General features: G+C 73.5%; 25 protein-coding genes. 13 read left to right on the top strand and 12 right to left on the bottom strand.

Annotated elements, in window-relative coordinates; genetic code table 11:
- Positions 1-8: 8 nt before the first annotated feature.
- From ACQP0T_RS17155 to ACQP0T_RS17145, 3 genes are all read right to left on the bottom strand, one after another.
- Positions 9-344 carry a hypothetical protein gene (locus tag ACQP0T_RS17155; RefSeq protein WP_433868977.1) on the bottom strand — a complete coding sequence of 112 codons (336 nt, stop codon included), beginning with the start codon at positions 342-344 and terminating at the stop codon, positions 9-11.
- A 103-nt stretch (positions 345-447) separates the two neighbouring features.
- Positions 448-1,410, bottom strand: coding sequence for a M56 family metallopeptidase (locus tag ACQP0T_RS17150; RefSeq protein ID WP_433868976.1), 963 nt, complete (start codon positions 1,408-1,410; stop codon positions 448-450).
- Positions 1,410-1,772 (bottom strand): BlaI/MecI/CopY family transcriptional regulator, encoded by a 363-nt coding sequence (locus ACQP0T_RS17145; protein ID WP_345361209.1) that lies wholly within the window; start codon positions 1,770-1,772, stop codon positions 1,410-1,412. The genes ACQP0T_RS17150 and ACQP0T_RS17145 overlap by 1 nt, the downstream gene beginning before the upstream one ends.
- 147 nt (positions 1,773-1,919) lie before the next feature.
- Here ACQP0T_RS17145 and ACQP0T_RS17140 point away from each other — a divergent pair, with 147 nt between their 5' ends.
- Positions 1,920-2,669, top strand: a complete 750-nt coding sequence (locus ACQP0T_RS17140; protein WP_433868975.1) for a cytochrome c biogenesis CcdA family protein — start codon at positions 1,920-1,922, stop codon at positions 2,667-2,669.
- A 141-nt stretch (positions 2,670-2,810) separates the two neighbouring features.
- Positions 2,811-3,902, top strand: a complete 1,092-nt coding sequence (locus tag ACQP0T_RS17135; protein ID WP_433868974.1) for a tartrate dehydrogenase — start codon at positions 2,811-2,813, stop codon at positions 3,900-3,902.
- 15 nt (positions 3,903-3,917) lie between these two features.
- On the opposite strand, the gene ACQP0T_RS17130 is transcribed toward ACQP0T_RS17135, so the two are convergent.
- Positions 3,918-4,706: an IclR family transcriptional regulator gene (locus ACQP0T_RS17130; protein WP_433868973.1), complete on the bottom strand. Its 789-nt coding sequence runs from the start codon at positions 4,704-4,706 to the stop codon at positions 3,918-3,920.
- Positions 4,707-4,826: 120 nt separating this feature from the next.
- Between ACQP0T_RS17130 and ACQP0T_RS17125 the strand changes: the two genes are divergently transcribed.
- The 5 genes from ACQP0T_RS17125 to ACQP0T_RS17105 are packed head-to-tail and all read left to right on the top strand — an operon-like array spanning position 4,827 to position 9,476.
- Positions 4,827-5,360 (top strand): thioesterase family protein, encoded by a 534-nt coding sequence (locus tag ACQP0T_RS17125; protein ID WP_433868972.1) that lies wholly within the window; start codon positions 4,827-4,829, stop codon positions 5,358-5,360.
- Positions 5,361-5,420: 60 nt separating this feature from the next.
- Positions 5,421-6,581, top strand: a complete 1,161-nt coding sequence (locus ACQP0T_RS17120; protein WP_433868971.1) for an acyl-CoA dehydrogenase family protein — start codon at positions 5,421-5,423, stop codon at positions 6,579-6,581.
- Positions 6,582-6,613: 32 nt separating this feature from the next.
- The gene (locus tag ACQP0T_RS17115) at positions 6,614-7,009 is read left to right on the top strand and encodes a CoA-binding protein (protein WP_433873755.1); all 396 of its coding nucleotides are present in this window, start codon (positions 6,614-6,616) and stop codon (positions 7,007-7,009) included.
- Entirely contained in the window at positions 6,892-8,694 is a 1,803-nt protein-coding gene (locus tag ACQP0T_RS17110; RefSeq protein WP_433873753.1) for an acetate--CoA ligase family protein, read from the top strand. The genes ACQP0T_RS17115 and ACQP0T_RS17110 overlap by 118 nt, the downstream gene beginning before the upstream one ends.
- Positions 8,691-9,476 (top strand): enoyl-CoA hydratase-related protein, encoded by a 786-nt coding sequence (locus tag ACQP0T_RS17105; RefSeq protein ID WP_433868970.1) that lies wholly within the window; start codon positions 8,691-8,693, stop codon positions 9,474-9,476. The genes ACQP0T_RS17110 and ACQP0T_RS17105 overlap by 4 nt, the downstream gene beginning before the upstream one ends.
- 204 nt (positions 9,477-9,680) lie before the next feature.
- Here the strand turns inward: ACQP0T_RS17105 and ACQP0T_RS17100 are convergent, their stop codons facing one another.
- Complete coding sequence (locus ACQP0T_RS17100; protein WP_433868969.1) at positions 9,681-10,319, bottom strand: class I SAM-dependent methyltransferase; 639 nt, start codon at positions 10,317-10,319, stop codon at positions 9,681-9,683.
- Positions 10,320-10,750: 431 nt separating this feature from the next.
- Between ACQP0T_RS17100 and ACQP0T_RS17095 the strand changes: the two genes are divergently transcribed.
- The gene (locus tag ACQP0T_RS17095; protein ID WP_433868968.1) at positions 10,751-11,410 is read left to right on the top strand and encodes a GntR family transcriptional regulator; all 660 of its coding nucleotides are present in this window, start codon (positions 10,751-10,753) and stop codon (positions 11,408-11,410) included.
- Positions 11,411-11,435: 25 nt separating this feature from the next.
- Here the strand turns inward: ACQP0T_RS17095 and ACQP0T_RS17090 are convergent, their stop codons facing one another.
- The 3 genes from ACQP0T_RS17090 to ACQP0T_RS17080 all read right to left on the bottom strand — a co-directional run bounded on the left by ACQP0T_RS17090 (position 11,436) and on the right by ACQP0T_RS17080 (position 15,263).
- Positions 11,436-12,167 (bottom strand): aspartate/glutamate racemase family protein, encoded by a 732-nt coding sequence (locus ACQP0T_RS17090; RefSeq protein WP_433868967.1) that lies wholly within the window; start codon positions 12,165-12,167, stop codon positions 11,436-11,438.
- 83 nt (positions 12,168-12,250) lie between these two features.
- Positions 12,251-13,756, bottom strand: coding sequence for an NCS1 family nucleobase:cation symporter-1 (locus ACQP0T_RS17085; RefSeq protein WP_433868966.1), 1,506 nt, complete (start codon positions 13,754-13,756; stop codon positions 12,251-12,253).
- 703 nt (positions 13,757-14,459) lie between these two features.
- The gene (locus ACQP0T_RS17080; RefSeq protein WP_433868965.1) at positions 14,460-15,263 is read right to left on the bottom strand and encodes an NPP1 family protein; all 804 of its coding nucleotides are present in this window, start codon (positions 15,261-15,263) and stop codon (positions 14,460-14,462) included.
- Between the two features lie 267 nt (positions 15,264-15,530).
- On the opposite strand from ACQP0T_RS17080, the gene ACQP0T_RS17075 reads away from it, so the two are divergent.
- Positions 15,531-15,884 (top strand): MmcQ/YjbR family DNA-binding protein, encoded by a 354-nt coding sequence (locus tag ACQP0T_RS17075; RefSeq protein ID WP_433868964.1) that lies wholly within the window; start codon positions 15,531-15,533, stop codon positions 15,882-15,884.
- Positions 15,885-15,942: 58 nt separating this feature from the next.
- On the opposite strand, the gene ACQP0T_RS17070 is transcribed toward ACQP0T_RS17075, so the two are convergent.
- A complete protein-coding gene (locus ACQP0T_RS17070) occupies positions 15,943-16,701 on the bottom strand; it encodes an IclR family transcriptional regulator (RefSeq protein WP_433868963.1) in 759 nt (252 codons plus the stop codon).
- A gap of 211 nt (positions 16,702-16,912) precedes the next feature.
- On the opposite strand from ACQP0T_RS17070, the gene ACQP0T_RS17065 reads away from it, so the two are divergent.
- The 4 genes from ACQP0T_RS17065 to ACQP0T_RS17050 are packed head-to-tail and all read left to right on the top strand — an operon-like array spanning position 16,913 to position 19,978.
- On the top strand, positions 16,913-18,259 hold the full coding sequence (locus tag ACQP0T_RS17065) for a TRAP transporter large permease subunit (protein WP_433868962.1): 1,347 nt from the start codon (positions 16,913-16,915) through the stop codon (positions 18,257-18,259).
- Positions 18,260-18,310: 51 nt separating this feature from the next.
- The gene (locus tag ACQP0T_RS17060) at positions 18,311-18,568 is read left to right on the top strand and encodes a hypothetical protein (RefSeq protein ID WP_433868961.1); all 258 of its coding nucleotides are present in this window, start codon (positions 18,311-18,313) and stop codon (positions 18,566-18,568) included.
- Positions 18,569-18,626: 58 nt separating this feature from the next.
- Positions 18,627-18,797 (top strand): hypothetical protein, encoded by a 171-nt coding sequence (locus tag ACQP0T_RS17055; RefSeq protein WP_433868960.1) that lies wholly within the window; start codon positions 18,627-18,629, stop codon positions 18,795-18,797.
- Positions 18,791-19,978 (top strand): DUF1932 domain-containing protein, encoded by a 1,188-nt coding sequence (locus ACQP0T_RS17050; RefSeq protein ID WP_433868959.1) that lies wholly within the window; start codon positions 18,791-18,793, stop codon positions 19,976-19,978. The genes ACQP0T_RS17055 and ACQP0T_RS17050 overlap by 7 nt, the downstream gene beginning before the upstream one ends.
- 221 nt (positions 19,979-20,199) lie before the next feature.
- On the opposite strand, the gene ACQP0T_RS17045 is transcribed toward ACQP0T_RS17050, so the two are convergent.
- The 3 genes from ACQP0T_RS17045 to ACQP0T_RS17035 form a co-directional block, all read right to left on the bottom strand.
- The gene (locus ACQP0T_RS17045) at positions 20,200-21,591 is read right to left on the bottom strand and encodes an LLM class flavin-dependent oxidoreductase (RefSeq protein WP_433868958.1); all 1,392 of its coding nucleotides are present in this window, start codon (positions 21,589-21,591) and stop codon (positions 20,200-20,202) included.
- Positions 21,592-21,653: 62 nt separating this feature from the next.
- Positions 21,654-22,157: a flavin reductase family protein gene (locus ACQP0T_RS17040; protein WP_433868957.1), complete on the bottom strand. Its 504-nt coding sequence runs from the start codon at positions 22,155-22,157 to the stop codon at positions 21,654-21,656.
- Between the two features lie 31 nt (positions 22,158-22,188).
- The gene (locus ACQP0T_RS17035; RefSeq protein WP_433868956.1) at positions 22,189-23,490 is read right to left on the bottom strand and encodes a flavin monoamine oxidase family protein; all 1,302 of its coding nucleotides are present in this window, start codon (positions 23,488-23,490) and stop codon (positions 22,189-22,191) included.
- Positions 23,491-23,667: the final 177 nt, after the last annotated feature.

The raw sequence follows: 23,667 nt of genomic DNA, 5'->3' as shown, positions 1-23,667 counted from the left end.
CGCGGCGGCTACCGCGCGCGCCCCGAGCGCAGCGCGAAGGCGGCGGCGACCCCGAGGGCCGAGGTCGCCAGCGCGCCGACGGTGACGATCTGCTCGAACAGGCCCGCTCCCGCCTCGTTGCGGTGCCGCTCGGACTCCGGCGGTGCGGTGTCGACCGGCGGTGCCTCGGGTGGGCCTCCGGCCGGATTCCGCTCGGCGACCGCGACGATCCGGGATTCGGCCGTCGCGGTGGGATCGGCGGGCAGGGCGGCGACCTCCGGTGCGAGGACGCCGACCAGGACGGCCGAGCACGCGCAGCCCAGGGCGGCCGCGCGCCGGCTCCGGGTGCGGTGGTGAGCGGACACCGGAAACCTCCTGCGGGCGGTGCGGCCGGGGCCGCGGACGCCCCGTTCTACTAGAAAGCTTAGTAGATCGGCGAGGCGCTCGGCGCGGTGCTCCCGTTCCGCTTCAGCCGACCAGCGCGGGGCAGACCGCCAGCAGGAAGCCCGCGAGCGCTCCGGTGCCCGCGACGGCGGGCAGGGCGGTGGTGACCAGGCCCGCCGCGCTCGCGGTGAGGCCGCGGCGCACCCGGCCGGCGGGGAGCCGGGCGGTGTCGAGGTGGTGCAGCCGGGTGTCCACCGCGTCCTCGGCCATGGCCAGCGCGTGCCGCGGTGCTCGCCGGTCGGCGTGCCCGGACAGCGCCAGCAGCGCATCGCGCACGGCGGCGGTGCCGTGCGACCGGGCGGCGACCCGGTCGGCGGCGAGTTCGACCAGCGTGCGCACCAGTTCCGGCGATCGGCGCAGCAGCGGGATCCGGGGCGCGGCCCGCGCCACCGCGTCGGCGAGTCCGATCAGCGCGTGGTGCGCACCGCGCAGGTGCGCGCGCTCGTGTTCGAGCACGGCCGCGACCTCGTTCCGCCGCAAGGCGCGCTCCAGTCCGTCGGTGACCACGACGAAGCCGGGGGAGCCCGCGACGCTGTAGGCCATCGGCGCGGCGTGGGGGAGCCGGAGGGTGGCCACTCCGGCGTCGTCGGGCGCAGCGGTGATCCGCAGCAGCGCGAGGTGCCTGCGGTGGGTCCGCTGCCGCCGCCGCGAGAACCGCAGCAGTTCCGACCCCACCCGGGTCAGCGGCACCGCGAGTCCGACGAGCAGCACCAGCGTGGTCACCACGTGCAGCTTCGGCGTGGCGCCGTGGCGGACCACGGCCCAGCAGTGGTGCAGCGCCTCGACGAGCAGGGGAGTCGGTCCGTGCCCGGGCAGCACGATCACCACGAGCGCCGCCGCCGCGGTGAGCGCGGTCGTGGACACCGCGGCCAGCCAGCAGGCCAGCGCGGTCTGCGGTTCGACGCGATGGCGGATCATGCCGGTCAGCACCGCGGGGGCGCCGCAGGCGACGAGCGCCACGCCCAGCAGCAGCGCCCCGGCGAGCATCACGGCCTGCTCCGGCGCCGCCGCAGGCCGCGGCGCAGCGCCGCGGTCTCGTCGTCGGAGGCGGACTGCGCGAAGTGCAGCAGGACGCCTTCGGGGTCCCCGCTGGAGTCGAGCAGTGCGCGCAGCGCCCGGGCGGCGGCCGCGTCGCGGGTCTCGGTCGGGACGTAGTGGTAGGCGCGCCGCTGGAGCTCGCGGTGGACCCAGCCCTTGCGGTGGAGGTTGTCGAACACCGTCTGCACCGTGGTGTAGGCCAGCGCCCGCGTCCGGTTCAGCTCGGCGAGCACCTCGCGCACGGTCCGCGGCCGATCCGAGTTCCAGAGCGCGTCCATGACCGCGCTCTCCAGCTCTCCCAAGCCCTGCATGCCCACCTCCGGCCTTCCCTCCCCGAGGGTAGTGCGGGCCCGCGGTGGACCCGGTGCCACCGCCCCATCAACTAAGTTGCATAGTAGACGTGAGTCCGGTCCGCGGCGGTGGAGCGGCCCGCGCATCCGTCGAACGGGAGGCAGTCGATGACCGAATTCGTCATGTCCGGTCCGCTGGTGCTGGCCGCGCTCCTGTCGCTGGCCGCCGGGGTGGTCTCGTTCGCCTCGCCGTGCTCGCTGCCCCTGGTGCCCGGATACCTGGCCTACCTGGCGGGCCTGGCGGGTGCCGAGGCGCCCGACGGGAGCGCGCGCAGCCGCGGTCGCGGACGGCTGCTGCTGGCCACGGCGTTGTTCATCGCCGGGTTCACCGCGGTGTTCACCGCCGCCGCGGTGGTCGTGCTCGGCGCCTCCGACGCGCTGCTGCGCAACGAGCTGCTGCTCCAGCGGATCGGCGGTGTCGTCACCATCCTCATGGGACTGGCCTTCCTCGGGCTGTTCCCGGCGCTGCAGCGCCAGTACCGGATCCACGCCCTGCCTCGGGCGGGCCTGCTCGGAGCCCCGGCGCTCGGCGCGGTCTTCGGCCTCGGCTGGACGCCCTGCCTCGGGCCCACGCTGACCGGGGTGATCGCCCTGGCCGCGGGCACCGAGACCACCGGACGCGGCGTGCTGCTCGTGGTCGCCTACGCGGCCGGGCTGGGACTGCCCTTCCTCGGCCTCGCCGCGGGGCTCGGTTGGGCGGTGTCGATGACCGACTGGCTGCGGCGGCACGTGCGCGCCGTGCAGGTCGGCGGCGGTGTCCTGTTGCTGGTCATCGGCGTGCTGCTGGTCACCGGCCTGTGGGGCGCGATGCTGTCGTGGCTGCGGGCCCCGATGGCCGCGGTGAACCTGCCGATCTGACCCGCACCCGCGGCGACCGCGTGGGCAGCGGGGATAGCCGGACCCTATGAACGGCATCGGCAACGCGTGTTGGACCTGCGCGACCCGCCGGGATTGACTCGGACCAGCACGGAAGAGCCGACCGCACCGAGGAGCCCAGCGATGTCCGCACCGCACGCGCCGCGCACGTTCCGGATCGCCGCCATCCCCGCCGACGGCGTGGGTCCCGAGGTGGTCGCCGCCGGGCGGACCGTGCTGGACGCGCTGGCCGCGAGGTCCGGCGGAGCCTTCGCCTTCGACTGGACCGAGTTCCCGTGGGGCTGCGGCTACTACGAGAAGACCGGTCTCATGATGCCCGAGGACGGCCTGGACGTGCTCGCCGACTACGACGCCCTGTACTTCGGCGCCGTCGGCTGGCCCTCGGTGCCGGATCACGTGAGCCTGTGGGGGTTGCGGCTGCGGATCTGCCAGAACTTCGACCAGTGGGCCAACGTCCGACCGGTCCGCTTCCACCCGGGGGTCGTCTCGCCGCTGCGCGCCGCCGACAGCACCGAGCTGGACTGGGTCGTGGTGCGGGAGAACAGCGAAGGGGAGTACGCCGGGCTCGGCGGGCGCAACCTCGCCGGGCGCGGCCCCGGCAACGAGGTGGCGTTGCAGACGGCGTTGTTCACCGAGCGGGGCTGCGAGCGGATCCTGCGCTTCGCCTTCGACCTGGCCTGGACCCGGTCCGAGAAGAAGGTCTCCTCGGTGACCAAGAGCAACGCCCAGCAGTACGGCATGGTCCTGTGGGACGAGCTCTTCGCCCGGGTCGCGCCGGACTACCCGGACGTGGCGACCGAGAGCGTGCTGGTCGACGCGATGTCGGCGAAGTTCGTGCTGCACCCCGAGGACCTGTCGGTGGTGGTGGCCTCGAACCTCAACGCCGACATCCTGTCCGACCTCGGCTCGGCGCTGGCGGGCAGCCTCGGGCTGGCGGCCAGCGCCAACCTCAACCCGGAACGGCGCTTCCCCTCGATGTTCGAGCCGGTGCACGGTTCGGCGCCCGACATCGCGGGCCGGGGCGTGGCCAACCCGATCGGCGCGCTGGGCAGCGCCGCCCTGATGCTCGACCACTTCGATCTGCCCGCCGAGGCTGCGCGGCTGCGCGCCGCCCTCGACGCCACCACCGCGGCGGCCGTGCTCACCCCCGACGTCGGCGGCACCGCGGGCACCGACGACGTCGTCGGCGCCGTCCTGGACCACCTCGCAGGCTGACCGCCGGCCTCGGGGTCACCCCGCCGCCGCGGCGATCTCCTCCGCGCCGCGGCGGACCAGCGCGCCCAGTTCCGGGAACCGGGACTCCGCCACCCGGTCGCGCGGGCCCCAGATGCTGACGATGGCGAACGGACGTCGCCTGGGGTCCAGCACCGGGGCCGCGATGCCGTAGACCTCGTCCTCCAGTTCCCCGATGCTGACGCTGTAACCCCGCTGCCGGATGTCGGCCAGCTCCGCCAGCAGGGTGGCGCGGTCGGTGCGGGTCGTCTCGGTGAACTCCGCCAGCGGCGAGGCGAGCATCGACTCGACCTCGTCGTCGGGCAGCCAGGCGAGGAACGCCTTGCCCGCCGAGGTGGCGTGGATGGGGATCTGCCGCCCGAGCCACCGCGCGCTGAGCACCACCGGCGGCACCACTTCGTCCACGTAGGTCAGACCGAGCCGCTGCACCACCGCGAGGTTCGCGGTCTCACCGGACTCCCGGCTCATCCGCTCCAGGACGTCGTGCGCGCGGCGGACCAGGCCGTCCACCCCGGCGGTGGCGGCCATCCGGCTGACCGCGAAACCGATGGAGTAGCGGTTGGTGACCGGGTCGCGCTCGACCAGCGCGTGATGTTCGAGGGTGGCCAGCAACCGCCAGGCGGTCGCGCGGTTGATCCCGCACTCGACGGCCAGCTCGGCGGCGGAGCGGCCCTCCGGGGCGCTGCCGGACACCGCGTTGAGCAGGGCGACGGCGCGATCCACGGACTGCACGCGTCCGCCGCGCGCCTGCTCCTCGGTCGCGTGCGCTGCTGCTCCGGCGCTCATGGCCCCACCCTAGTCCAGCCCTCCCGCCGCGGTGCGGCGCGGCCGGGCGGCCTTGACGGTGCGCACCGCGCTCCTCTAGCGTCGCACATTACGAACAGTCGACGCGTAATGTGAGATAACATGGAACGAGTCGTCACGCCGTACGAAGGCAGCGGGCACCGCCCGTGGGATGACGCGGCGGAGATCCCGGCGCCGCTGCGGCTGCACCGCACGACGGTCAGCCCGCGGTGGGTCGACTACAACGGGCACATGAGCGAGTCCTGCTACTTGCTCGTGTTCGGCGACAACTCCGACGCCTTCTTCCGCTACCTCGGGATCGACGAGCAGTACCGGGAGGGCGGACGCTCCCTGTACACGGTGGAAACCCGCCTCCACCACCGGCGCGAGGCCGCCGAGGGCGAACCGCTCGCGCTGAGCCTGCGGGTGCTCGACCGCGATGCCAAGCGGGTGCACGTCTTCCACGAGATGCGCCACGGCGACACCGACGTGCTGCTGGCCGCCGCCGAGCAGCTGCTGGTGCACGTCGACACCCGGGCGGGGCGGTCCTGCGAGCTGCCCGCCCACCTCCAGCACCGGCTGGACGCCCTGCACCGCGCCCACGCGGTCCTGCCGGTCCCGGACCTGGTCGGCCGCCCGCTGGGCATCCGGCGCTGATCCGCGAGCGGCCGCGCCGCCGCGCGCAAGACGACCCCCGAGCGACCTCCAGGAGCAGCAGTGGACTTCGAGCTCACCGGCGAACAGCGGATGATCGTCGACACGGTCCGCCGGTTCGTCACCACCGAACTGGCGCCGCACGAGGACGAGGTGGAACGCCTCGACGAGGTGCCGCCCGAACTCGCCGAGGAGATCCGCCGCAAGGCGATCGCCGCCGGTCTCTACGCGGCCAACATGCCCGAGGAGCTCGGTGGCGGCGGGCTGGACGCGACCAGCATGACCCTCGTCGAACGCGAACTGGGGCGGGCGGGCTACGCGCTGCAGATGCTGGTCGCCCGGCCCAGCAACATCCTGCAGGCCTGCGAAGGGCAGCAGCGCGATCGCTACCTGCTGCCCGCCGTCCGCGGCGAACGGCACGACTGCCTGGCCATGACCGAACCGGGCGCGGGTTCCGACGTGCGCTCCATGACCACCCGCGCGGTCCGCGACGGCGACGACTACGTCATCAGCGGGACCAAGCACTTCATCAGCCACGCCGACGTCGCCGACTTCGTGATCCTGTTCGCCGCCACCGGCACCGAGCAGACCCCGCGCGGTCCGCGCAACCTCATCTCGGCGTTCCTGGTGGACCTGGATACGCCGGGCCTGGAGGTCCGCCAAGGCTCGCCCTGCGTGTCGCACCGCGGCTACCACCAGTGCGAACTGGCCTTCACCGACTGCCGGATCCCGGTCGGGCAGCGGCTCGGCGCGGAAGGCGCGGGGTTCGAGCTGATGGGCGAATGGCTCGGCGCGAGCCGGCTCAGCGTCGCCGCCACCAGCGTCGGGCGCGCGCGGCGGGTGCTGGAGATGACCGCGGAGTGGGCCGCCGAGCGCGAGCAGTTCGGCCAGACCATCGGCCGGTTCCAGGGCGTGAGCTTCCCGCTGGCGGACATGGCCACCGAGCTGGAGGCCGCGGAGCTGCTGACGTTGCGCGCCGCGGCCAAGCTCGACCGCGGGCTCATGACCGACCGGGACGCGGCGATGGCGAAGCTCTACGCCTCCGAGGCGCTGGGCCGGATCACCGACCGGGCGGTGCAGGTCTTCGGCGGGATGGGCCTGATGGCCGAGCTGCCCGTCGAGCGGTTCTGGCGCGATGCGCGGGTCGAGCGGATCTGGGACGGCACCAGCGAGATCCAGCGCCACATCATCTCCCGGTCCCTGCTGCGCCCGCTGGGCTCGTGACCGCCGTGAACACCCCCGGGCCAGGAGGTGCGATGGGCCTCGACGGCGTTCCCGATCCCCCGCCGCGCGCGCGGAACCTGCGCCGGTTGCTGTCCCCGCGGCACATCGCGGTGGTCGGCGGCGACGCCGCGGCCGAGGTCGTCCGGCAGTGCCGCCGGCTCGGCTTCACCGGAGCGATCCGGCCGGTACACCCGAGCCGGTCCGAGATCGAGGGCCTGCCGTGCCACCGCAGCGTCGCCGAGCTGCCCGAGGTCCCGGACGCGGCCTTCGTCGCGGTCCCCGCGAGGCCACCGTCGAGGTCGTGCGGCAGTTGGCGGAGCTCGGCGCCGGAGGAGCGGTGTGCCACGCCTCCGGTTTCGCCGAGCACGGCCCGGACGGCGCAGAGCTGCAGCGGTGCCTGGTGGCCGCCGCCGGGGACATGGCGCTGATCGGCCCCAACTGCATCGGCGGCCTGGACTACCTCGACGGCGCGGCGCTGTGGCCCGACCAGCACGGCGGCACCCGCGTCGACCGGGGCGTCGGGGTGATCACGCAGAGCGGCAACATCGGTCAGAACATCACCATGCAGCGCCGTTCGCTGCCGGTGGCCCGGCTGGTCACGCTCGGCAACGCGGCGCTGACCGGTGTCGCCGAGCTGATGGAGGCCATGCTCGCCGATCCGCGGATCACCGCGATCGGCCTGCACCTGGAGGGCATCGACGACGTCGCGGCGCTGTCGAGGGCGGCGCTGCGGGCGCTGCGCCGGGGAGTGCCCGTCGTGGTGCTCAAGTCCGGCACCTCGGAGCTCGGCGCGCAGGCCAACCTCAGCCACACCAGCTCGCTGGCCGGATCGGACGTGCTGTGCGACGCCCTGTTCCGGCGGACGGGCATGGCCCGGGTGCACCGCGTCGAGACGTTCGTCGAGGTACTGAAGTTCCTGCACGTGCACGGCGCCCTGGACGGCGGTGCGATCGCCTCGGCGAGCTGCTCGGGTGGGGAGGCGGCGCTGGTCGCCGACCTGGCGGAGCGCAGCGGTCTGGAGCTCCCGGAGTTCCCCGCCGGGACCGGGGCCCGGCTGCGGGACCTGCTCGGGGAGCGGGTCGCGGTGGCGAACCCGCTCGATTACCACACCTACATCTGGGGCGACCTCCCGGCGCAGACGGCGTGCTTCACCGCCCTGTTCGGCGCGGGTTTCGACTGCCACCTGCTGCTCGTCGACTTCCCCCGCGACGACCGCTGCTCCGCCGGGCCGTGGTCGACGGCGGTGGACGCCTTCGTCGCGGCGCAGCGCTCGGCAGGCGGCGCTGGTTGCGCGGTGAGCGCGCTGCCGGAAGGGCTCCCGGAACCGGTCCGCCTGCGGTTGCTGGCCGAGGGGATCGCGCCCATGCAGGGGCTGTCCGACTGCCTCGCGGCGATCCGCGCCGCGGTCCGGATCGGGGCCGCGCAGCGCGAGGTCGGCTCGGTGCGCCCGCTGGAGGTCCCGGCGATGCCGACCGGCGCGGCCCGGCAGCTCGACGAAGCGGCGGGCAAGCGCGCGCTCGCCGGGTACGGGCTCGCGGTCCCCGACGGGCGCGTGGTCGACGCCGACGGCGCCGCGGCGGCGGCCGCCGCCCTGGGCCCTCCCGTCGTGGTCAAAGCGGTGTCGGCCGAACTGGCGCACAAGAGCGACGCGGGCGGGGTGCGGCTCGGCCTCACCGGGGCGCAGCAGGTGACCGACGCGGTGGCGGGCATGGCCGCCCTCGGCGATCGGTTCCTCGTCGAGCGGATGGTCGACGACGCCGTCGCCGAGCTCATCGTGGGCGTGCGGCGGGACCCGCGGTTCGGCTTGGCGCTCACCGTGGGGGCGGGCGGGGTGCTCGTCGAGCTCGTGCGGGACTCGGCCACGCTGCTGCTGCCCGCGACCCGCGCGGAGGTCCTCGACGCGCTGCGCGGGCTGCGGATCTGGCCGCTGCTGGCGGGGTTCCGCGGCCCGGCGGCGGACGTGGACGCCGTGGTCGAGGCGATCGCGGCGATCGGCCGGTACGCCGCGGCCAACGCGGGACTGCTGGAACTGGACGTGAACCCGCTGCTGGCGCGGACGCACGGCGCGGTGGCCGTAGACGTGCTGGTGCGGGAAGTGGAGGAGGTCCGATGACCGACCAGGTGCGGCTCGACGTCGACGGCGGGGTGCTCACGATCACCCTGGACCGGCCGAAGGCCAACGCCGTCGACGTGGCGACCAGCCACGCCCTGCACGCGGCGTTCGACCGGTTGCGCACCGACGACTCGCTGCGCGTCGCGGTGCTGACCGGCGCGGGCGACCGGTTCTTCTCCGCGGGCTGGGACCTCAAGGCGGCGGCGGAGGGCGAAGCGATCGACGCCGATCACGGCCCGGGCGGCTTCGCCGGGCTCACCGAGTTCTTCGACCTGGACAAACCGGTGATCGCCGCGGTCAACGGCCTGGCGCTGGGCGGCGGTTTCGAACTGGCGCTGGCCGCCGACCTGGTCGTCGCCGCCGAGCACGCCGAGTTCGCGCTCACCGAGGTCACCCTCGGCATGGTCCCCGACTCGGGCGGCGTGCTGCGGCTGCCGCGCCGCCTCCCGCAAGCGGTGGCGACCGAGCTGCTCCTGACCGGTCGGCGGATGGACGCCGCCGAGGCGCACCGCTGGGGCCTGGTGAACCGCGTCGTCCCGGCGACCGGGCTCGGCGACGCCGCGGCCGAGCTGGCGCACCGGATCGTGGCGGCGGCACCGCTGGCCGTCGCCGCCGTCAAGGAGATCACCCGAAGCACCGCGGCCCTCGACGTCGCGGACGGCTACCGCCTGCTGCGCAGCGGGCGGCTCCCGCGCTACCAGGAGATGCTGGCCTCCGCCGACGCCGAGGAAGGCCCGCGCGCCTTCGCCGAGAAGCGCACCCCGAACTGGTCCGGCCGCTAGCCGGGACCGGCCCGGCGGGCGCCGACTCGGCGTGCGGCGGGCGTGGAGGTGAACCTGGCCGTTTCGACCAGCCGACGTCGCGGTCCGAGATCCCGCGCCGTGCTGCGCCAGCCCGTCGCCGCGTGCCGACGATTCCCTGCACTGATGCCGCCGCTGCGGCCGGGATCGCCGACTGGGCCGCGACGATGCGTTCGGGCTCCCGCGTCACCGCTGCTCCGCGGCACCGCGCAGCAGCAGGTGGCCCCGGCGGTGGCGCTCGCCTTCGCGGGGCTCGCGCAGCATCCGGCCCACTTCGGCGAATCCTGCCGCGCGCGCGAGGTCCGCGAGGTCGTCGATCGGCCACCGGTAGGCCGTCGTCACCTGGTGGTCGAACGCCGTCACCGGTCCGCCCTCGGACTCGAAGAACGCGAGCAGGAGGTGGCCGCCCGGTGCGAGCACCCGGCGGAACTCGGCGAAGTACGCGGGCACGTCCTGCGGTGCGGCGTGGATGACCGAGTACCAGGACACGACGCCGTGCAGCGCGTCGTCGGCCAGGTCCAGGGCCTCCATGGAACCGACCTCGAACCGCAGGTCCCGGTACGCCTCGCGGGCGAGGTCGATCATCACCGGCGACACGTCGACGCCGAAGACGTCCAGGCCCAGGTCGCGCAGGTGCGCGGTCACCCGCCCGGGGCCGCAGCCCAGCTCGGCGACCGGTCCGGCACCGTTGGTCCGCACGAGCTCGGCGAACGCGGCGAGCAGCGCGCGGTCCAGCACCAGCGCGTCGAACTCGTTCCGGGCGAATTCGGCGTAGCGGACGGCCACGGCGTCGTAGGCAGCCGCGGTCGGGAGTTGTTCGGTCACGGGCGAGGACCCTAGTGCGCCGCGCTGACGGCCGTCCCGTCAGCCGTGGTCGGCGGCGCTGAGCGGCCGGTCTTCGGCGGCGCGGCGCAACGCCGAGGGTTCGAAGCCGGCACCTGCGGCCGGGAGGCCTGGAGGAAGGCGCGCAGCGCCGGGCGGGCGGCGCCCGGCGGGCGGCATCGCGCGCGAGCCGGACCACCGAGCTCGTCCTGGACGCACCGGGCAGCCGGGTGCGGACGTCGAGGCGCCCGGCCAGGTCGGCGGTCCAGCGCTCGTCGCCGAAGACCGGGGCCTCGCGGCGTGCCCGCGGCCCGGCGGCCGCGTTCGGAACCGGGCAATCGTGTTGACACCATCGGGTAAGGGCCCTCGGCGCCGCTCCGGACGGAGCCGCGGCCCGGTCGACTAGGCTCGGCCCGACCGTGTGAGGAGGGACCGTGTCCGCCGCCGAAGAACTCCGCAGGCAGCCGAACGCCTCCTTGGGCGAGCAGGTCCGCCGAGCGCTGCGGGCGCGGATCGCGGAGGGGCGGCTGCATCCCGGTGACCGGCTCTTCGAGCAGGACCTCGCCGCGGAGTTCGGGATCTCCCGGGTGCCGGTGCGCGAGGCCATCCGGAGGTTGCAGGGCGACGGGCTCGTGGAGGTGCGCGACCGGCGGCGCGGGGTCTTCGTGCGCGGCCTCGACCGGCGCCAGGCGGAGGAGCTGTTCGACGTCCGCGAGGCCCTGGAGGTGCTGGCCGCCAGGCTGGCCGCCGAGCGCGGCAGCGAGGCGGGCGTGGCGCGCACGGCGGCGTTGACCGCGACCGCGCGGCGCTCGCTGGAAGCCGGTGATCTCGCCGCGATGGCGGAGGCGAACGCCGCGTTCCACGACGAGCTGGTGGCGCTGTCCGGCCACGAACTGCTGGCCAACGTGCTCGAACCGCTGCACGGCCGGCTCGCGTACCTCTTCCGCCTGAACCTGGAACCCGAGCGCGTGTGCACCGAGCACGAGCAGCTCCACGCGGCCATCGCCGCGGGCGACGCGGAGCGCGCCGCCGCACTCGCCTGCCGCCACGTGCGCTCCAGCCGGCGCATGGTGTTCGCCCACGACCTGTGCTGAGCGCCGCCCTCGCCCGGCCGGTCGATCATCCGCGCGCCCGCGGCGGGTCCCAGTTGACGATCGCCTTGGGGCGCGGCGGGGCGTAGGTGCGGACCTTCGACGTGTGCAGCCCCAGGTGCACCAGCGACTCGGCGATCGTGACGGCCGCGGTCACCCCGTCGACCACGGGCGCACCGGTGCGCTCGCGCACCCGCTCGCCGAGTCCCGACATGCCGCCGCAGCCCAGGCAGATGACCTCCGCCCGGTCGTCGTCCACCGCGCGGACCGCCTGCTCGGCGATGGCGTCGACGGCGGCGCGGAGGTCCCGCTCGATGTCGAGCACGGCGAGGCCGCTGGCGCGCACGGAGGCGCACCGGGCCGCGAGACCGGCGGCGGTCAGCCGGTCCTCGATCAGCGGGACCGTGCGGTCCAGGCTGGTCACGACCGAGTAGGTGCGGCCGAGGAACTGGGCGGTGCTCGCGGCGGCTTCGGTGATGTCGACGACCGGGACGTCGAACAGCTCCTGCAGCCCTTCCCGGCCGTGTTCGCCGTACCCGGCCTGGATGATGGCGTCGAACGGTTCCCGGTAGGCCCGGACGGCCTCCATCACGGCGATCGCGGCGAGGTGGCTCTCGTAGTTGCCCTCCACGGACTCCGCGCCGAAAGCGGGTGTGAGCGCGACGATTTCGGTGCCCGGCCGGGCCGCGGTCGCCGCTTGCGCGGCGATGGACTCGGTGATGGACGCCGAGGTGTTGACGTTGACGACGAGGATGCGCACTCCTGGACCTCCCTGGGTGTTCGACGGCGGGGTGGTGCGGGAACTCGGGCGCCGCCGCGCGGCCGCCGTTCCCGCGGGACACCTCACTCGGACGGAACCGCGATGGACTCGCCGTCCACGTCCCGCGCGTCGGGCTTGCGGTCGCCGATGACGGCGTAGATGCCGGCGCCGAGGATCGCCCCGATGAACCAGGAGAACCCGGCCACCGCGCTGAAAGCGGGTACCAGCGCCAGCACGACCGCGATCGCGGCGGCGGGGGCGAACGCCCACACGGCCTTGGGGTTGTACCCGCCCCGGTAGTGGTACTCGCCGCGCTCGTCCTCGGTGTAGAGGTCGGGGATGTTCACCCGGGTCCGGCGCAGCAGCCAGTAGTCGGCCATGATCACGCCGAACAGCGGACCGAGCAGCGCCCCGAGACCGCCGAGGAAGTAGTTCACCACCACCGGGTTGTCGTAGAGGTTCCAGGGCAGGATGGCCAGACCGATGAGGGCGCTCACCAGACCGGCCCGGCGGAAGTCGAGGTGCCGCGGGAACAGGTCCACGAGCACGTAGATCGGCGCCACGAAGTTGGCCAGCAGGTTCACCGCGATCGTGAGGACCACCAGGGCGATCGAGGCCGCCGCCAGCAGGAACATGTTCGGGATCGTCTGGACGATGTCGGTCGGGCTGGTGATCACCCTGCCGTCCAGCTCGAACTGCGCTCCGCTGAGGACCACGACGATCACGGCGAAGAACAGCATGTTCACCGGGATTCCGACGAGGTTGCCGCGCAGGATCGCCCCGCGGCTGGTGGCCGAGCGCGTGAAGTCGCAGAAGTTGAGCACGAACGTCCCGTAGATGACCACCCAGAGCGCGGCGCCCTCCAGGATCTGCGCCCACATCGCCGCCCCGGTGAGCGGATCGTCCGTGGACAGCGCGATGGACCCGTCCGCGCGGACGAACAGCCAGATCGCCAGCGCGCACATCGTGATGAGCGTGACCGGGGCGGCCACCGCCATGTACTTGCGGATCACGTGCATGCCGTAGCTGACGATGAGGACCTGGACCGCCCAGAGCGCGAGGAAGGTGATCCAGCCGAGCACCGACAGTCCCAGCACCGATCGCTCCTGCAACGGCTGCAGCGCCGGGAACATGGCCAGCAGCAAGGTGTTGAGCACCGAGGACGCCAGGTAGGTCTGGATGCCGAACCAAGCGATCGCGACCACACCGCGCACCGCCGCCGGTAGCTGCCCGCCTCGGGTGCCGAACGCGATGCGGCTCATCACGGGGAACGGCACCCCGGCCTTGTGCCCCATGTAGCCGGACAGCGTCAGCAGCAGGAACAGCAGCAGCGAGGCGAGGGCGAAGGCGACCAGGATGCCCCAGACGTTCAGGCCGAGGGCGAACAGGCCGATCGCGAAGGTGTAGTTGCCGAGGCTGTGCGCGTCGTTGGCCCAGAGCGTGAAGACGTTGTAGGCGCCCCAGCGGCGCCCGTCCTTCCGGGTGGGCGCGAGGTCGTAGCTGTACAACCGGGAGCTGGCGGTCGCCGCGCCCGCCGCCGGTGGGGGGTGTCCGGCGGTGGGCGGGCTGCCCGGGTTCTCGCTGTGCATCGCGCGGTCTCCAGTCCTCGGGAGGAAATTCGGCGGTCGTCCGGGGATCGGGTCCCCGATGTGGTGTCCGGTTCGGACGGCGGCTCAGCGACGGCCGTCGTGGGGGAGCCGGCCGCGGGCTCGATTGCTGCGACGGCCGCGGCTTCGCCGCTCGCGTTGGAGGTGCGTCACCTCGCGCGGGTGCCGCGGGGCAGCGGTCGTTCGCGGCGTCGGTTCTGCGCGGGGAGGAGGGGCGTGCGGCGCTCCGGACGACGCGGAGCGAGTTGCGGGGCCGCCCGGAGGGCGCAGCGACGGGTCATTCACACGGCATCATTCCGTTATGTGAAAGTATACTTTTGCGATGCGAGCACGCTAGCGACAGCTCTCCTGCCCGTCAAGAGAACGTCACCGGGTGGCCACCTGAGGCCGGGTCCGCGGGCCCAGGAACGGGACCGCTGGCGGAGCTGCGTCGACGCGGGGCGGTGCTGGCGTCCGGTGCGCGAGGAAGGCAGGTGATCTACTCGTCGCGGACGACCCCGGCTTGCGTCAACGAGGTCGTGAAGCCCGGCGCCAGGTGCTTCGAGGCGGCGTGCGCAGGCACGGCCGCTCCGGAACCCGCGGTCAGCGCACGGCGTCGCGCCGCCTCCGCAGCGGACGCACCGCTCGGGTCCGCCGCCGGGTGGTGCGGCCCGGCGCGGCGGGAGGTGAGGGGATCAGCCGGTCGTCATCCGGCGGCGGTGAACGGGACCTCGGCGGGCTTTGCCCCGGCGAGGTTGTCCTCGAACGCGCCGTCGGAGATCGCCAGGCTCGCCGCGCCGAAGTCGGCGCCGGTGAGCGCGTCCCGGATGCCCGCCGGGAAGCGGTTCCAGCTCACCAGGTCCGGGTATTGCCAGGTCTCGTAGTGGTTCTCCGGCGGCTCGTCCCCGCCGGTGGCGATGCGGAAGGCGTGCGTGCCCGCGCCGTCCTTGTGGTACACGACCTTCGGGTGGGTGCCTTCCCACCGCACCTCCGAGCTCGGGTAGGTGGTGTAGTCGCCGTGCGCGGAGACCGAGACGTACCGGGCCTCGTCGTGGTGCACCCACACCACGACGTGCTCGATGTCGTGCCGGTGCCCGAAGGCGTCGACCCCCGGGACGGCCTGGTCCTTCTCGAAGTACAGGTCGTACAGGTAGGCGCACCAGCCGCTGTCGTCGCAGCGCGAGCGCGAGTAGGAGTTCGTGTTGTCCAGATCGGACTGATCGCGGCAATTGCCGTTCAGCGCACCGGAGTTCTTCAGCCCCTCGGCGATCGTGCCGTCGCGGCCGATCGCGGGCGTCGGGTAGCAGCCGTCGGTGTCGTAGTCGAACGCCGGTTGCCACTTGGCGTCCGCCGCGGCGGCATCGCCCGGCAGCGCGCTCGGCGGTTCGGCCAACGCCTGCCCGGGCGTCGCCACCAGCAGGAGCGCGGCACCGGCCAACCCCCGCCCGAACCGGCGACGCGCGCGGACGGCGGGCGCTCCTCGATGACGTGCGTTGCGCTTGACGGCCATCCCCGAAACCTCCCGAGCCGCGCCGGTCCGACCGGAGCGGAACACTAGCGGCACGGGAGGTGAACGGACAATCGCGCTCCGGCTGAACGGCGGGTGCCCTCGGCGGGCCCGGGCGGTGACCAGGCCCCCGGTCCGCTCCCGAGCGCGGTGCGGCTCGCCGATGCCCAGGTCGGCACGCTGGCGCGCGGGCTCGGGGCCGGGCACCATGACGATGCCGGAGATCCGCCGGGAGGGCGTGATCGCCGCAACGGCAGGAGGGGTAGGCCGATGGCCACCGAAGACGACGTGCGCAGGATCGCGCTGAGCTTGCCCGGTGCCTACGAGCGCGAGTCGTACGGGGGATGCCCTTCCTGGCGAACGAAAGCCCGGGTGTTCAGCTGGATTCGGGACGACCCCGAGGCGCTCGTGGTCTGGGTCGCCTCGGTGGAGGAGAAGGAGGAGCTCATCGCCTCCGACCCCGGCACCTTCTTCACCACCTCCCACTACGACGGCCACCCCGTCGTCCTGGTCCGCCTGGACGACGTCGATGCCGATGAACTCCGGGAACTGATCGAGGAGTCCTGGCGGCTCCGCGCGCCTCGAACGCTGAGCGCGAACCGGGACCGAGCCCCCGGCCGCTAGTCCGGGACCGGCACGGCCGACTTGCTCGGCGGTGCTCACCGGCGGTCGTTCTCCGCTGTCAGGTCAGGCGGCGGGTGATGGCGTAGGCGGCGCGCCGGACCTCGACGCCGAGGCCCTCGACCCGGTCCGGGGGGATGTCGTCGATGAGCCCGGCGACCTGGACGGCGACGTGCGGGCCGTCGCCCGGTGCGGGCAGCGCGGCGGCGATGGAGGCCATGCCGGGTTCGCGTTCGTTGCGGGCCTCGGAGAACCCGCGCTCGCGGATGCGCCCCAGTTCGTCGCGGAGCTGGTCCGGGCTGACGCCGGCCCCGCTGGCGAGCACGTGGTCGCCGATCTCGTCGAGCAGCGCGTCGACCTCCGGCGCCGCCATGTGGGCGAGGAGGACCTTCCCCGCGCCGAGGTGCAGCGGGAGCCGTTCGCCGACGGGCAGTTCGTAGCGCAGCGGCCGCTTGCCGGGGGAGCGGGCCAGCACGATGCGCGACCGGTCGTGGCGGCGGAACAGCGAGGCGGTGAGCCCGGTTTCGGCCGCGAGGTCGGCCAGCACCGGGTGGGCCGCCACCAGCAGCGGGCTCGTGGTGAGGTAGGCGTGGGCGCCGAAGATCATCCCGATCCCGGGGCGGTAGCCGGTGGCGTCGCGCTCGACCCGCCCGCGGGCTTCGAGGACGTTGAGGATGCGTTGGGTGGTCGCGACCGGCAATCCCGCTTGCCGCGCGATGTCGCTGAGGCGCACGGCCTGGTGCGTGCGGTCGAGGACCTCCAGGACGTCGATGGCCCGTTCGAGCGAGCGCATCGTCGACGTCGGTTTCTCCGCTGGCATCGTGTCGTGCCCCTCGCCTTCTGCTCCTCGGTTGCCCGCCGATCTTCTCACGCAGTGGTAACCCTTGGCGCCTCCTGGGGGCACCTTCCGGTGCCCGGGTGTTGACGGGCGGTTCAACCCTCGCGTAGAAAGCTCACACAATGATGAGAGTTACCGCTGTATGGAACCTCTTGTCGCTCTGTGTCGATGGCGATGCCGGGGATTGATGACTATGCCTCTTGCTCTGTACGCGCTCGGCGCGTTCATCACCGTGATCATCGTGTGGAACGTGCTGCTCCGGCGGAACATGGGCGAGGCCATGCTGCTGGGCCTGCTCGCCACGGCGGCGTTCGCCGGCCCGCGGGCCCCGACCGCGCTGCTCGACGGCGTGACCGGCGCACTCGACGAGGAGGTGCTGTACGCGGCGCTGGCGTTCGTGTTCATGGCTTACGTCGTCGACCGCACCGGCCTGATCCAGAAGCTGCTGGCGATCCTCAACTCGCTGTTCGGCCGCCTGCGCGGTGGCCCGGCGCTGGTGGACACCGCCGGGTCGGCGGTGATGGGCGCGCTGTCCGGGTCGAACTCGGGAAACACCGCGGCCACCGGTTCGTTCACGGGGCCGTGGATGGTGCGCAACGGGTGGAAGCCCGAGCGCAGCGCCACCGTCCTGGCGGGCAACGGCGGCCTCGGCGCGGCGCTCCCGCCGAGCGCCTCGATGGTGATCATGATCGGGTTCGCCGGGTCGATGGTGACGACCGGGCAGATCTACCTCGCACTCCTCGCGGCGGGCGCGTACCAGCTGCTGTGGCGGTTCCTCGTGATCGGCTGGTTCGTCCGGCGGGACCGGATCGCCCCGATCCCCGCCGATTCCGTCGTGCCGTTGCGCAGCAGCGTGCGCGCCGGTGGCTGGGCTCCGGCGATCGCGCTCGGCGCCCTGCTGCCCATCCTCGTGACGGTCGGCCCGGTGGCGTCCTTCCTCGGTTCGGACGAGCACCTCGGCGCGTCCGTGGACGACATCTCCATCCTGACCTGGATCCCGATCATGATCAGCGCGCTGGCGCTGCTGGTCGGCCGCGACCGGCTGCCCAGGACCGCACGGGGCTGGTTCGGGTTCCTCGCCGACTCGATGCCGCGCTTCGCCACCGTCGGGGCGCTGCTGTTCTTCGCGGTCGCGGCGAGCGAGGTCCTCGACGGGCTCGGGCTCGCCGGTGACATCGACGCGATCCTCAACGGACTCGCGGTAAACAAGTACGTCGTGGTGGTGCTGGTCGGGATCCTGATCGCCGTGATCGCAGGTCCGCTGTCGTCCACGGCGACGTTGACCGCGGTCGGTCAGGTCTCCTTGTTCTCGCTGGTGGGCGTCGGCGTCGACCCGGTGCTGGCGGTCACCGCGATCCTCGTGTTCGCCTCGACCGAGGGTGCCTCCCCGCCCGCGTCCGGGTCGATCTTCGTGGCGTCCGGGCTGACCGGGGCCCAGCCGGAGCGGACGTTCGCGCCGCTGATCGGCTACTACATGCTGCCGATCACCCTCATCGGCTGCCTGATCGCCTGGGGTGTCCTGCCGGTCTTCGCCCCCTGAACCGGTGCCGCCCGAAATCCGTTGTCCGACACCACCTCGCAGGAGCGACCCATGACCACCACCGCGCGCCACCGCCTCCGGAAACCGATCCGCATCCTGTTCGTCACCACCTTGCTGGTCTTCCTGGCCCTGGCGGTGCTCCTCGTCGCCACCCAGGTCATCGGCGTGCTGCTGCTGCGGCCCGGGGTGGTCACCGGTGCTTCGGACGTGCTGCTGCTGCCCAGCATCACCGCCGCCGTCGTCTTCGGTCTCGTCGCCTTCGCCGGGAGCTACCTGCCGGACTCCGGCACCGGCGACGCCCAGGACTGAACCCGCGCCCGGGCGCGTCCCCGACCGGGCGCGCCCGCCACCCACGAAGGAGTTCCTCATGCACGTTTGCGTCCTCGGCCTCGGCGAAGCCGGTGCCCGCTACGGCGCGGACCTGGCCGAACGCGGCTGGACGGTCACCGGCTACGACCCGGGGCCGGCCGCGACCCCGCCGGTGTCGCGAGGGCCGGGACCGCCGCCGAGGCCGCCGCCGGAGCGGATCTGGTGCTGAGCCTGGTCGGTGGTGCGCACGCCGCTGCCGCCGCCGAAGCGGTGGCCGGGCACCTCGCGGACGCGACGGTCTACGCCGACATGAACGCCGGCTCGCCGGAGCTCAAGGAATCCCTCGCCGCGATCGTCGGTGCGGAGCGCTTCGCCGACGTCTCGGTGATCGGCTCCGTCCCGCGCTTCGGCGTCGCCACCCACGTGCTCGTCAGCGGGCAGGCGGCCGCGGCGGTGACCGACCACTTCACCGCGTTCGGGGCCCGCGCCGAGACCATCGCCGGGACGGCCGGCGCGGCTTCCGCGCGCAAGCTGCTGCGCAGCACCTTCATGAAGGGGCTCGGCGCACTGATCACGGAGTCGTTGCAGGCCGCCCGGGCGGCGGGCGCGGAGGACTGGGTCGCCGCGCAGATCGACGGCGAGCTGAGCAGCGGGGCGGCCACCCGCGAACGCCTGCGCACCGGCACCGCCAGGCACGCCGCGCGCCGCGCGGGGGAGGCCGACGCCGCCGTCGCGCTGCTCGACGCCCTCGGCCAGCGCGGACCCATGACCCGGGCGACCGCCGAGGTGCACCACGCCCTCGCCGACGAGCAGCAGGGCGCCACCGACGACCTGCGCACCGCCTGCGCGTCCTTGGCGGTGGCCGCCATCGGCGACGCCCGCGACCGGATGGGCCTGCTCGACGGCGGTATCCGCCCGCTGTGGAAGGGCGCGCGAGCGGTCGGCCACGCCCGCACCGTCTGGGTGCCCCGCGGCGACAACCAGGCCGTGCACCGCGCGCTGGCCACCGCCCGGCCGGGCGATCTCCTGGTCGTCAACGGCCACGGTGACACCAGTCGGGCGCTCATCGGTGAGCTCATCGCCGAACGGGCCCGCGCGCGGGGGATCACCGGCATGGTCATCGATGGTGCCGCCCGCGACATCGCCGAGCTGGAGCAGCTCGGGTTCCCGGTCTGGGCCCGCGCGGCGAACCCCGCAGGTCCGTACAAGAACGGTCCCGGGCAGATCGACGTCCCGGTGGCCGTCGGTGGCGTCGTCGCCCGCCCCGGCGATCTCATCGCGGCCGACGGGGACGGGGTCGTCGTGGTCCCGGCGCACGAGGCCTGGGCGACCCTGCGCCGCGCCCGCGCCATCGAGGACGACGAACGGCGGCGCCGCGACGCCATCCTCGCCACCACCGGGTCCGATTAGCCCGCGAGCAGCCGGCGGAATCCATCGGCACCGCTTCCAGGCAGCTCCCGGGGAGGACGACCTGCCCGGGAACTGCTCGACACCGTGCGGTGCCAGTCGGCGGATTGTCCAGGGCGTTGCGCGTGCTGCCCGGTACCCGGGTCCGGCGCGCGTCCCGCAGCGCCGTCGCGACTCCCCGGAGTTCGCTGGTGCGCATGGTGTCGTCCCCTCCGGCAGGCGGGTCAGCGCGCGGCGCCGACGGTGGCGCGGTGGCGGAACCGGGTCCCGGGGTGGTCGTCGAGCAGCCGCACGATCCCCGGGCCGTAGAGCTTCTCCCGCAGGGTCGACCCGGCGTACTCGGTCCACATCGCTCCGCGGCGTTGCAGCTCCGGCACGACGAGCTCGATGAAGTCCGCGATGTCCCGGTACTTCACGGCGTGCGCGAGGTTGAAGCCGGCGATGCCGGTCTCCTCGACCCAGCGGATCAGCTCATCGGCGACGGTCGCCGGGGAACCCACGATGGTGGGGCCGGTGCCGCCGATGCCCACGAACTCGGCGATGTCCCGGGGGGTCCACTCCTTGTCGGGGTCCATCTTCGAGAACAGGTCCACCATGGTCTGCCCGGCCTCGGTCCTGACGTGCCTGAGCGGCACGTCCGGGTCGAACCGGGACATGTCCAGCGCGGTCCACCCGCTGTAGCGGGCCATCGCGCCGGAGTAGCTCACCATCCGGCGGTACTCCTCGTACTTGGCGTGCGCCAGCTCGTCGGTCGGGGCGCAGACCACGTTGAGCATCTGCAGCACCTTCAGGCCGTCCGGGTCGCGACCGTGCTCCACGGCCAGCGCGCGCAGCGCGTCGACCTGCCGCTTGAGCGCGGGCTTGGAGACGGCGTTGACGAACACCCCTTCCGCGCCGGCCGCGGCCAGCGCCCGCCCCCTCGACGATCCGCCCGCCTGGAACAGGACGGGGGTGCGCTGCGGGGAGGGCTCGCACAGGGCGAACCCGGGCACGGTGAAGTACGTCCCCCGGTGGTCGATGTCGTGCACCCGCTCGGGATCGACGTAGACGCCGCGGGCGGCGTCGCGGACGACCGCGCCGTCCTCCCAGGAGCCTTCCCACAGCTTGTAGCAGACCTCGAGGTGCTCGGCGGCCACGGCGTAGCGCTCGTCGTGCGGGGTCAGCCTGCCGTTGCCGAGGTTGCGCGCGGCGCTGTCGGCGTAGGAGGTCACCAGGTTCCAGCCGATCCGCCCCTCGGTGAGGTGGTCGAGGGTGCTGAACCGGCGGGCCAGCGCGTAGGGGTGTTCGTACGAGGTGGACCCGGTCAGGCCGAAGCCGAGGTGCTCGGTGGCGGCGGCCATCGCCGAGACGACGAGGAAGGGATCGTTGGCCGGGATCTGGGCCGCGTCGGCGAGCGCGCCGGCGGCGCTGCCCTGGTAGACGTCGTGGTAGCCGACGTTGTCGGCGAAGAACACGCCGTCGAACCGGGCCTGCTCGAGGAGCTTGGCGTAGTCGGTCCAGTAGCGCAGGTCCTGGTAGCGCGAGCCCTGGTCCAGCTCGTGCCGCCACAGCCCGGCCGAGAGGTGTGCGGGGCCCTGGAAGTCGAAGGCGAACAGTCGAATGCGGTGAGACGTCATCGTCCACTCCCGTCCGTGAGGTCGGCGGAGGTCCCGTCGTGGGTGGTGCGCTCGGGTCGTGCTCAGGCGGGAATCGCGCGGTACCCGCCGAACCGGCCGCGGTGGTAGACCAGCGGTGCACCGGTGCCCGCTCGCAGGCCGCGCACCTCGGCGATCACGATGCGGTGGTCCCCGCCCGCCAGCTCGTGCACCGCCCGGCAGTCGATCCAGGCGTGCGCGCCGGAGATCTGCGGGCTGCCGTCGCCGGATTCGTGCCACCCCACCGCGGCGAACTTGTCCGGACCCCTGCTCGACAGCGCGCGGCAGACGTCGTCCTGCCCGTCGGCGAGGACGCTGGCGCTGAAGTACCCGGCCGGGCGGATCTTCGGCCAACTGGTCGAGGTCGTCGCGACGCTGAAGCTGACCAGCGGTGGGTCCAGCGACAGCGACTGGAACGTCCCGACGACGAGTCCCGCCGGGGTCCCGGTGCGCGGCTCGCGGCCCGCCACGACGACGACACCGGTGGGCAGGTGCCCCATCACGTCGCGGAAGTGGCGTGCCTCGATCGTTGGAGACGACGTGGTCATGCTCGCGTTCCCTCCCATTCGGATGCCGGGGTCAGCGCGCGGCGCCGAGGTCCGCGCCGATCTCGCGGGCGACGCGCAGTCCGCTCTCGATGGCGCCGTCGATGAAACCCGCCCACACGGTGGCGTTGTCGCTGCTGGCGAAGTGCAGGACGCCCTCGGGGCGCCGCTGCGCCTCGGAGTAGCGGGTGAGCTGGTGCGGGCGCTGCATCAGCCAGGTCTCCCGCGAGTGCGGGTCGGCCATCCAGTCGTGCCCGGTGACCTCGAGGACCTCGAGGTCGTCCCGCCACACCCGCAGCGCCTCCCGGACGGCGTCGATGTCGTGCGGTGAGATCCGCCGCGAGTCGGCGCCGAAGGACACGAGCACGGCGTCGTCGTCGCCGACGTGCTCGGTGCGCGCGACCGACAGCGGGTGCGCGGCGGAGGAGTAGGCGAAGAACGGGGCGATCGGCCCGCGCACGCGGATCCAGATCTTCACCCCCCGCGACGCGGTCCCCTCCTCGCTCGCGGCCCGCTTCCCGGCGCTGAGCTCCGGCTCGACGGCCAGTCCGCCGAGGATGTTCTGGGGCAGCGTCAGGACGACCCGGCCCGCCTCGATGCGCTCTCCCGCGGCGGTGGTCACCGCGGCACCGTCCGGGCGGTGCTCGACGTGGCGCACCTCGGTGGAGGTGCGGAAGTCGGCGCGGGTGTCCGCGACGATGGCCTCGACCAGCGATCGGGTCCCCGAGGCGAGGCGGAACACCGCGGAAGCCTCGTGCATGAGGTGCCACGAGCCCCCGGTGGCGGCGGTCCAGCGCAGCGCGCTGGTGAACGCGCCGTCCTGGAGGGGGGCGTTGAAGTGCCCGACCCAGGCGGCCTCGTTCGCGCGGTACTCCTCGACCGGCAGGTCCAGCTCGTCGAGCTTGTCCTGGACGCTGAAGCCGTCCACCGACGCGAGCCCGGGTGCGGCGGTGGGCGCGTCCGGGCGCGGGATCCACCGCATCGTCCCGTCCAGGAGCCGGCGCATGCCCGGGTCGATCAGCTCCATGAAGGCGTCGAGCGTTCCCGACCGGACCTCGTCGCCGGCCAGCCAGTACGCCTCTTCGGGGCGCGGTCCGCGGGTCACCTCGAGGCCGTACCGGGTGACTTCGGCCCACGCGTGCGGCTGCACCCAGTGCAACCAAGTCCCGCCGAGCTCCAGGTCGCGGCCGAGGCGGTGGTCGGTCCACACCCGGCCGCCCAGCCGGTCCCTGGCCTCCAGCACGGCGACGCGAACGCCCTGCCGGCCGAGCTCGCGGGCCGTGATCAGCCCGGCGATCCCGCCGCCGACCACGACGACATCAGCTTTCTCGGTCACGGTGACAGCACTCCCTCGCGATTCGTATCCCGAACGGGCCGGACACCTCGCGGCGGAACCCGACGCGGAGCGGCGGCGCCCTCCGGCAGCGGCGGACTCGGCGATGACTCACTAAAACACGAACAGTTCGTTCAATATACGAACGCTTAGCCGGTATTGTGACCTCGGCCGCTTTCG

This window comes from Saccharopolyspora sp. CA-218241 (genome assembly GCF_050954615.1).
GTDB classification, from domain to species: domain Bacteria; phylum Actinomycetota; class Actinomycetes; order Mycobacteriales; family Pseudonocardiaceae; genus Saccharopolyspora; species Saccharopolyspora cebuensis.
This window is presented reverse-complemented; position numbering and strand designations above follow the sequence as displayed.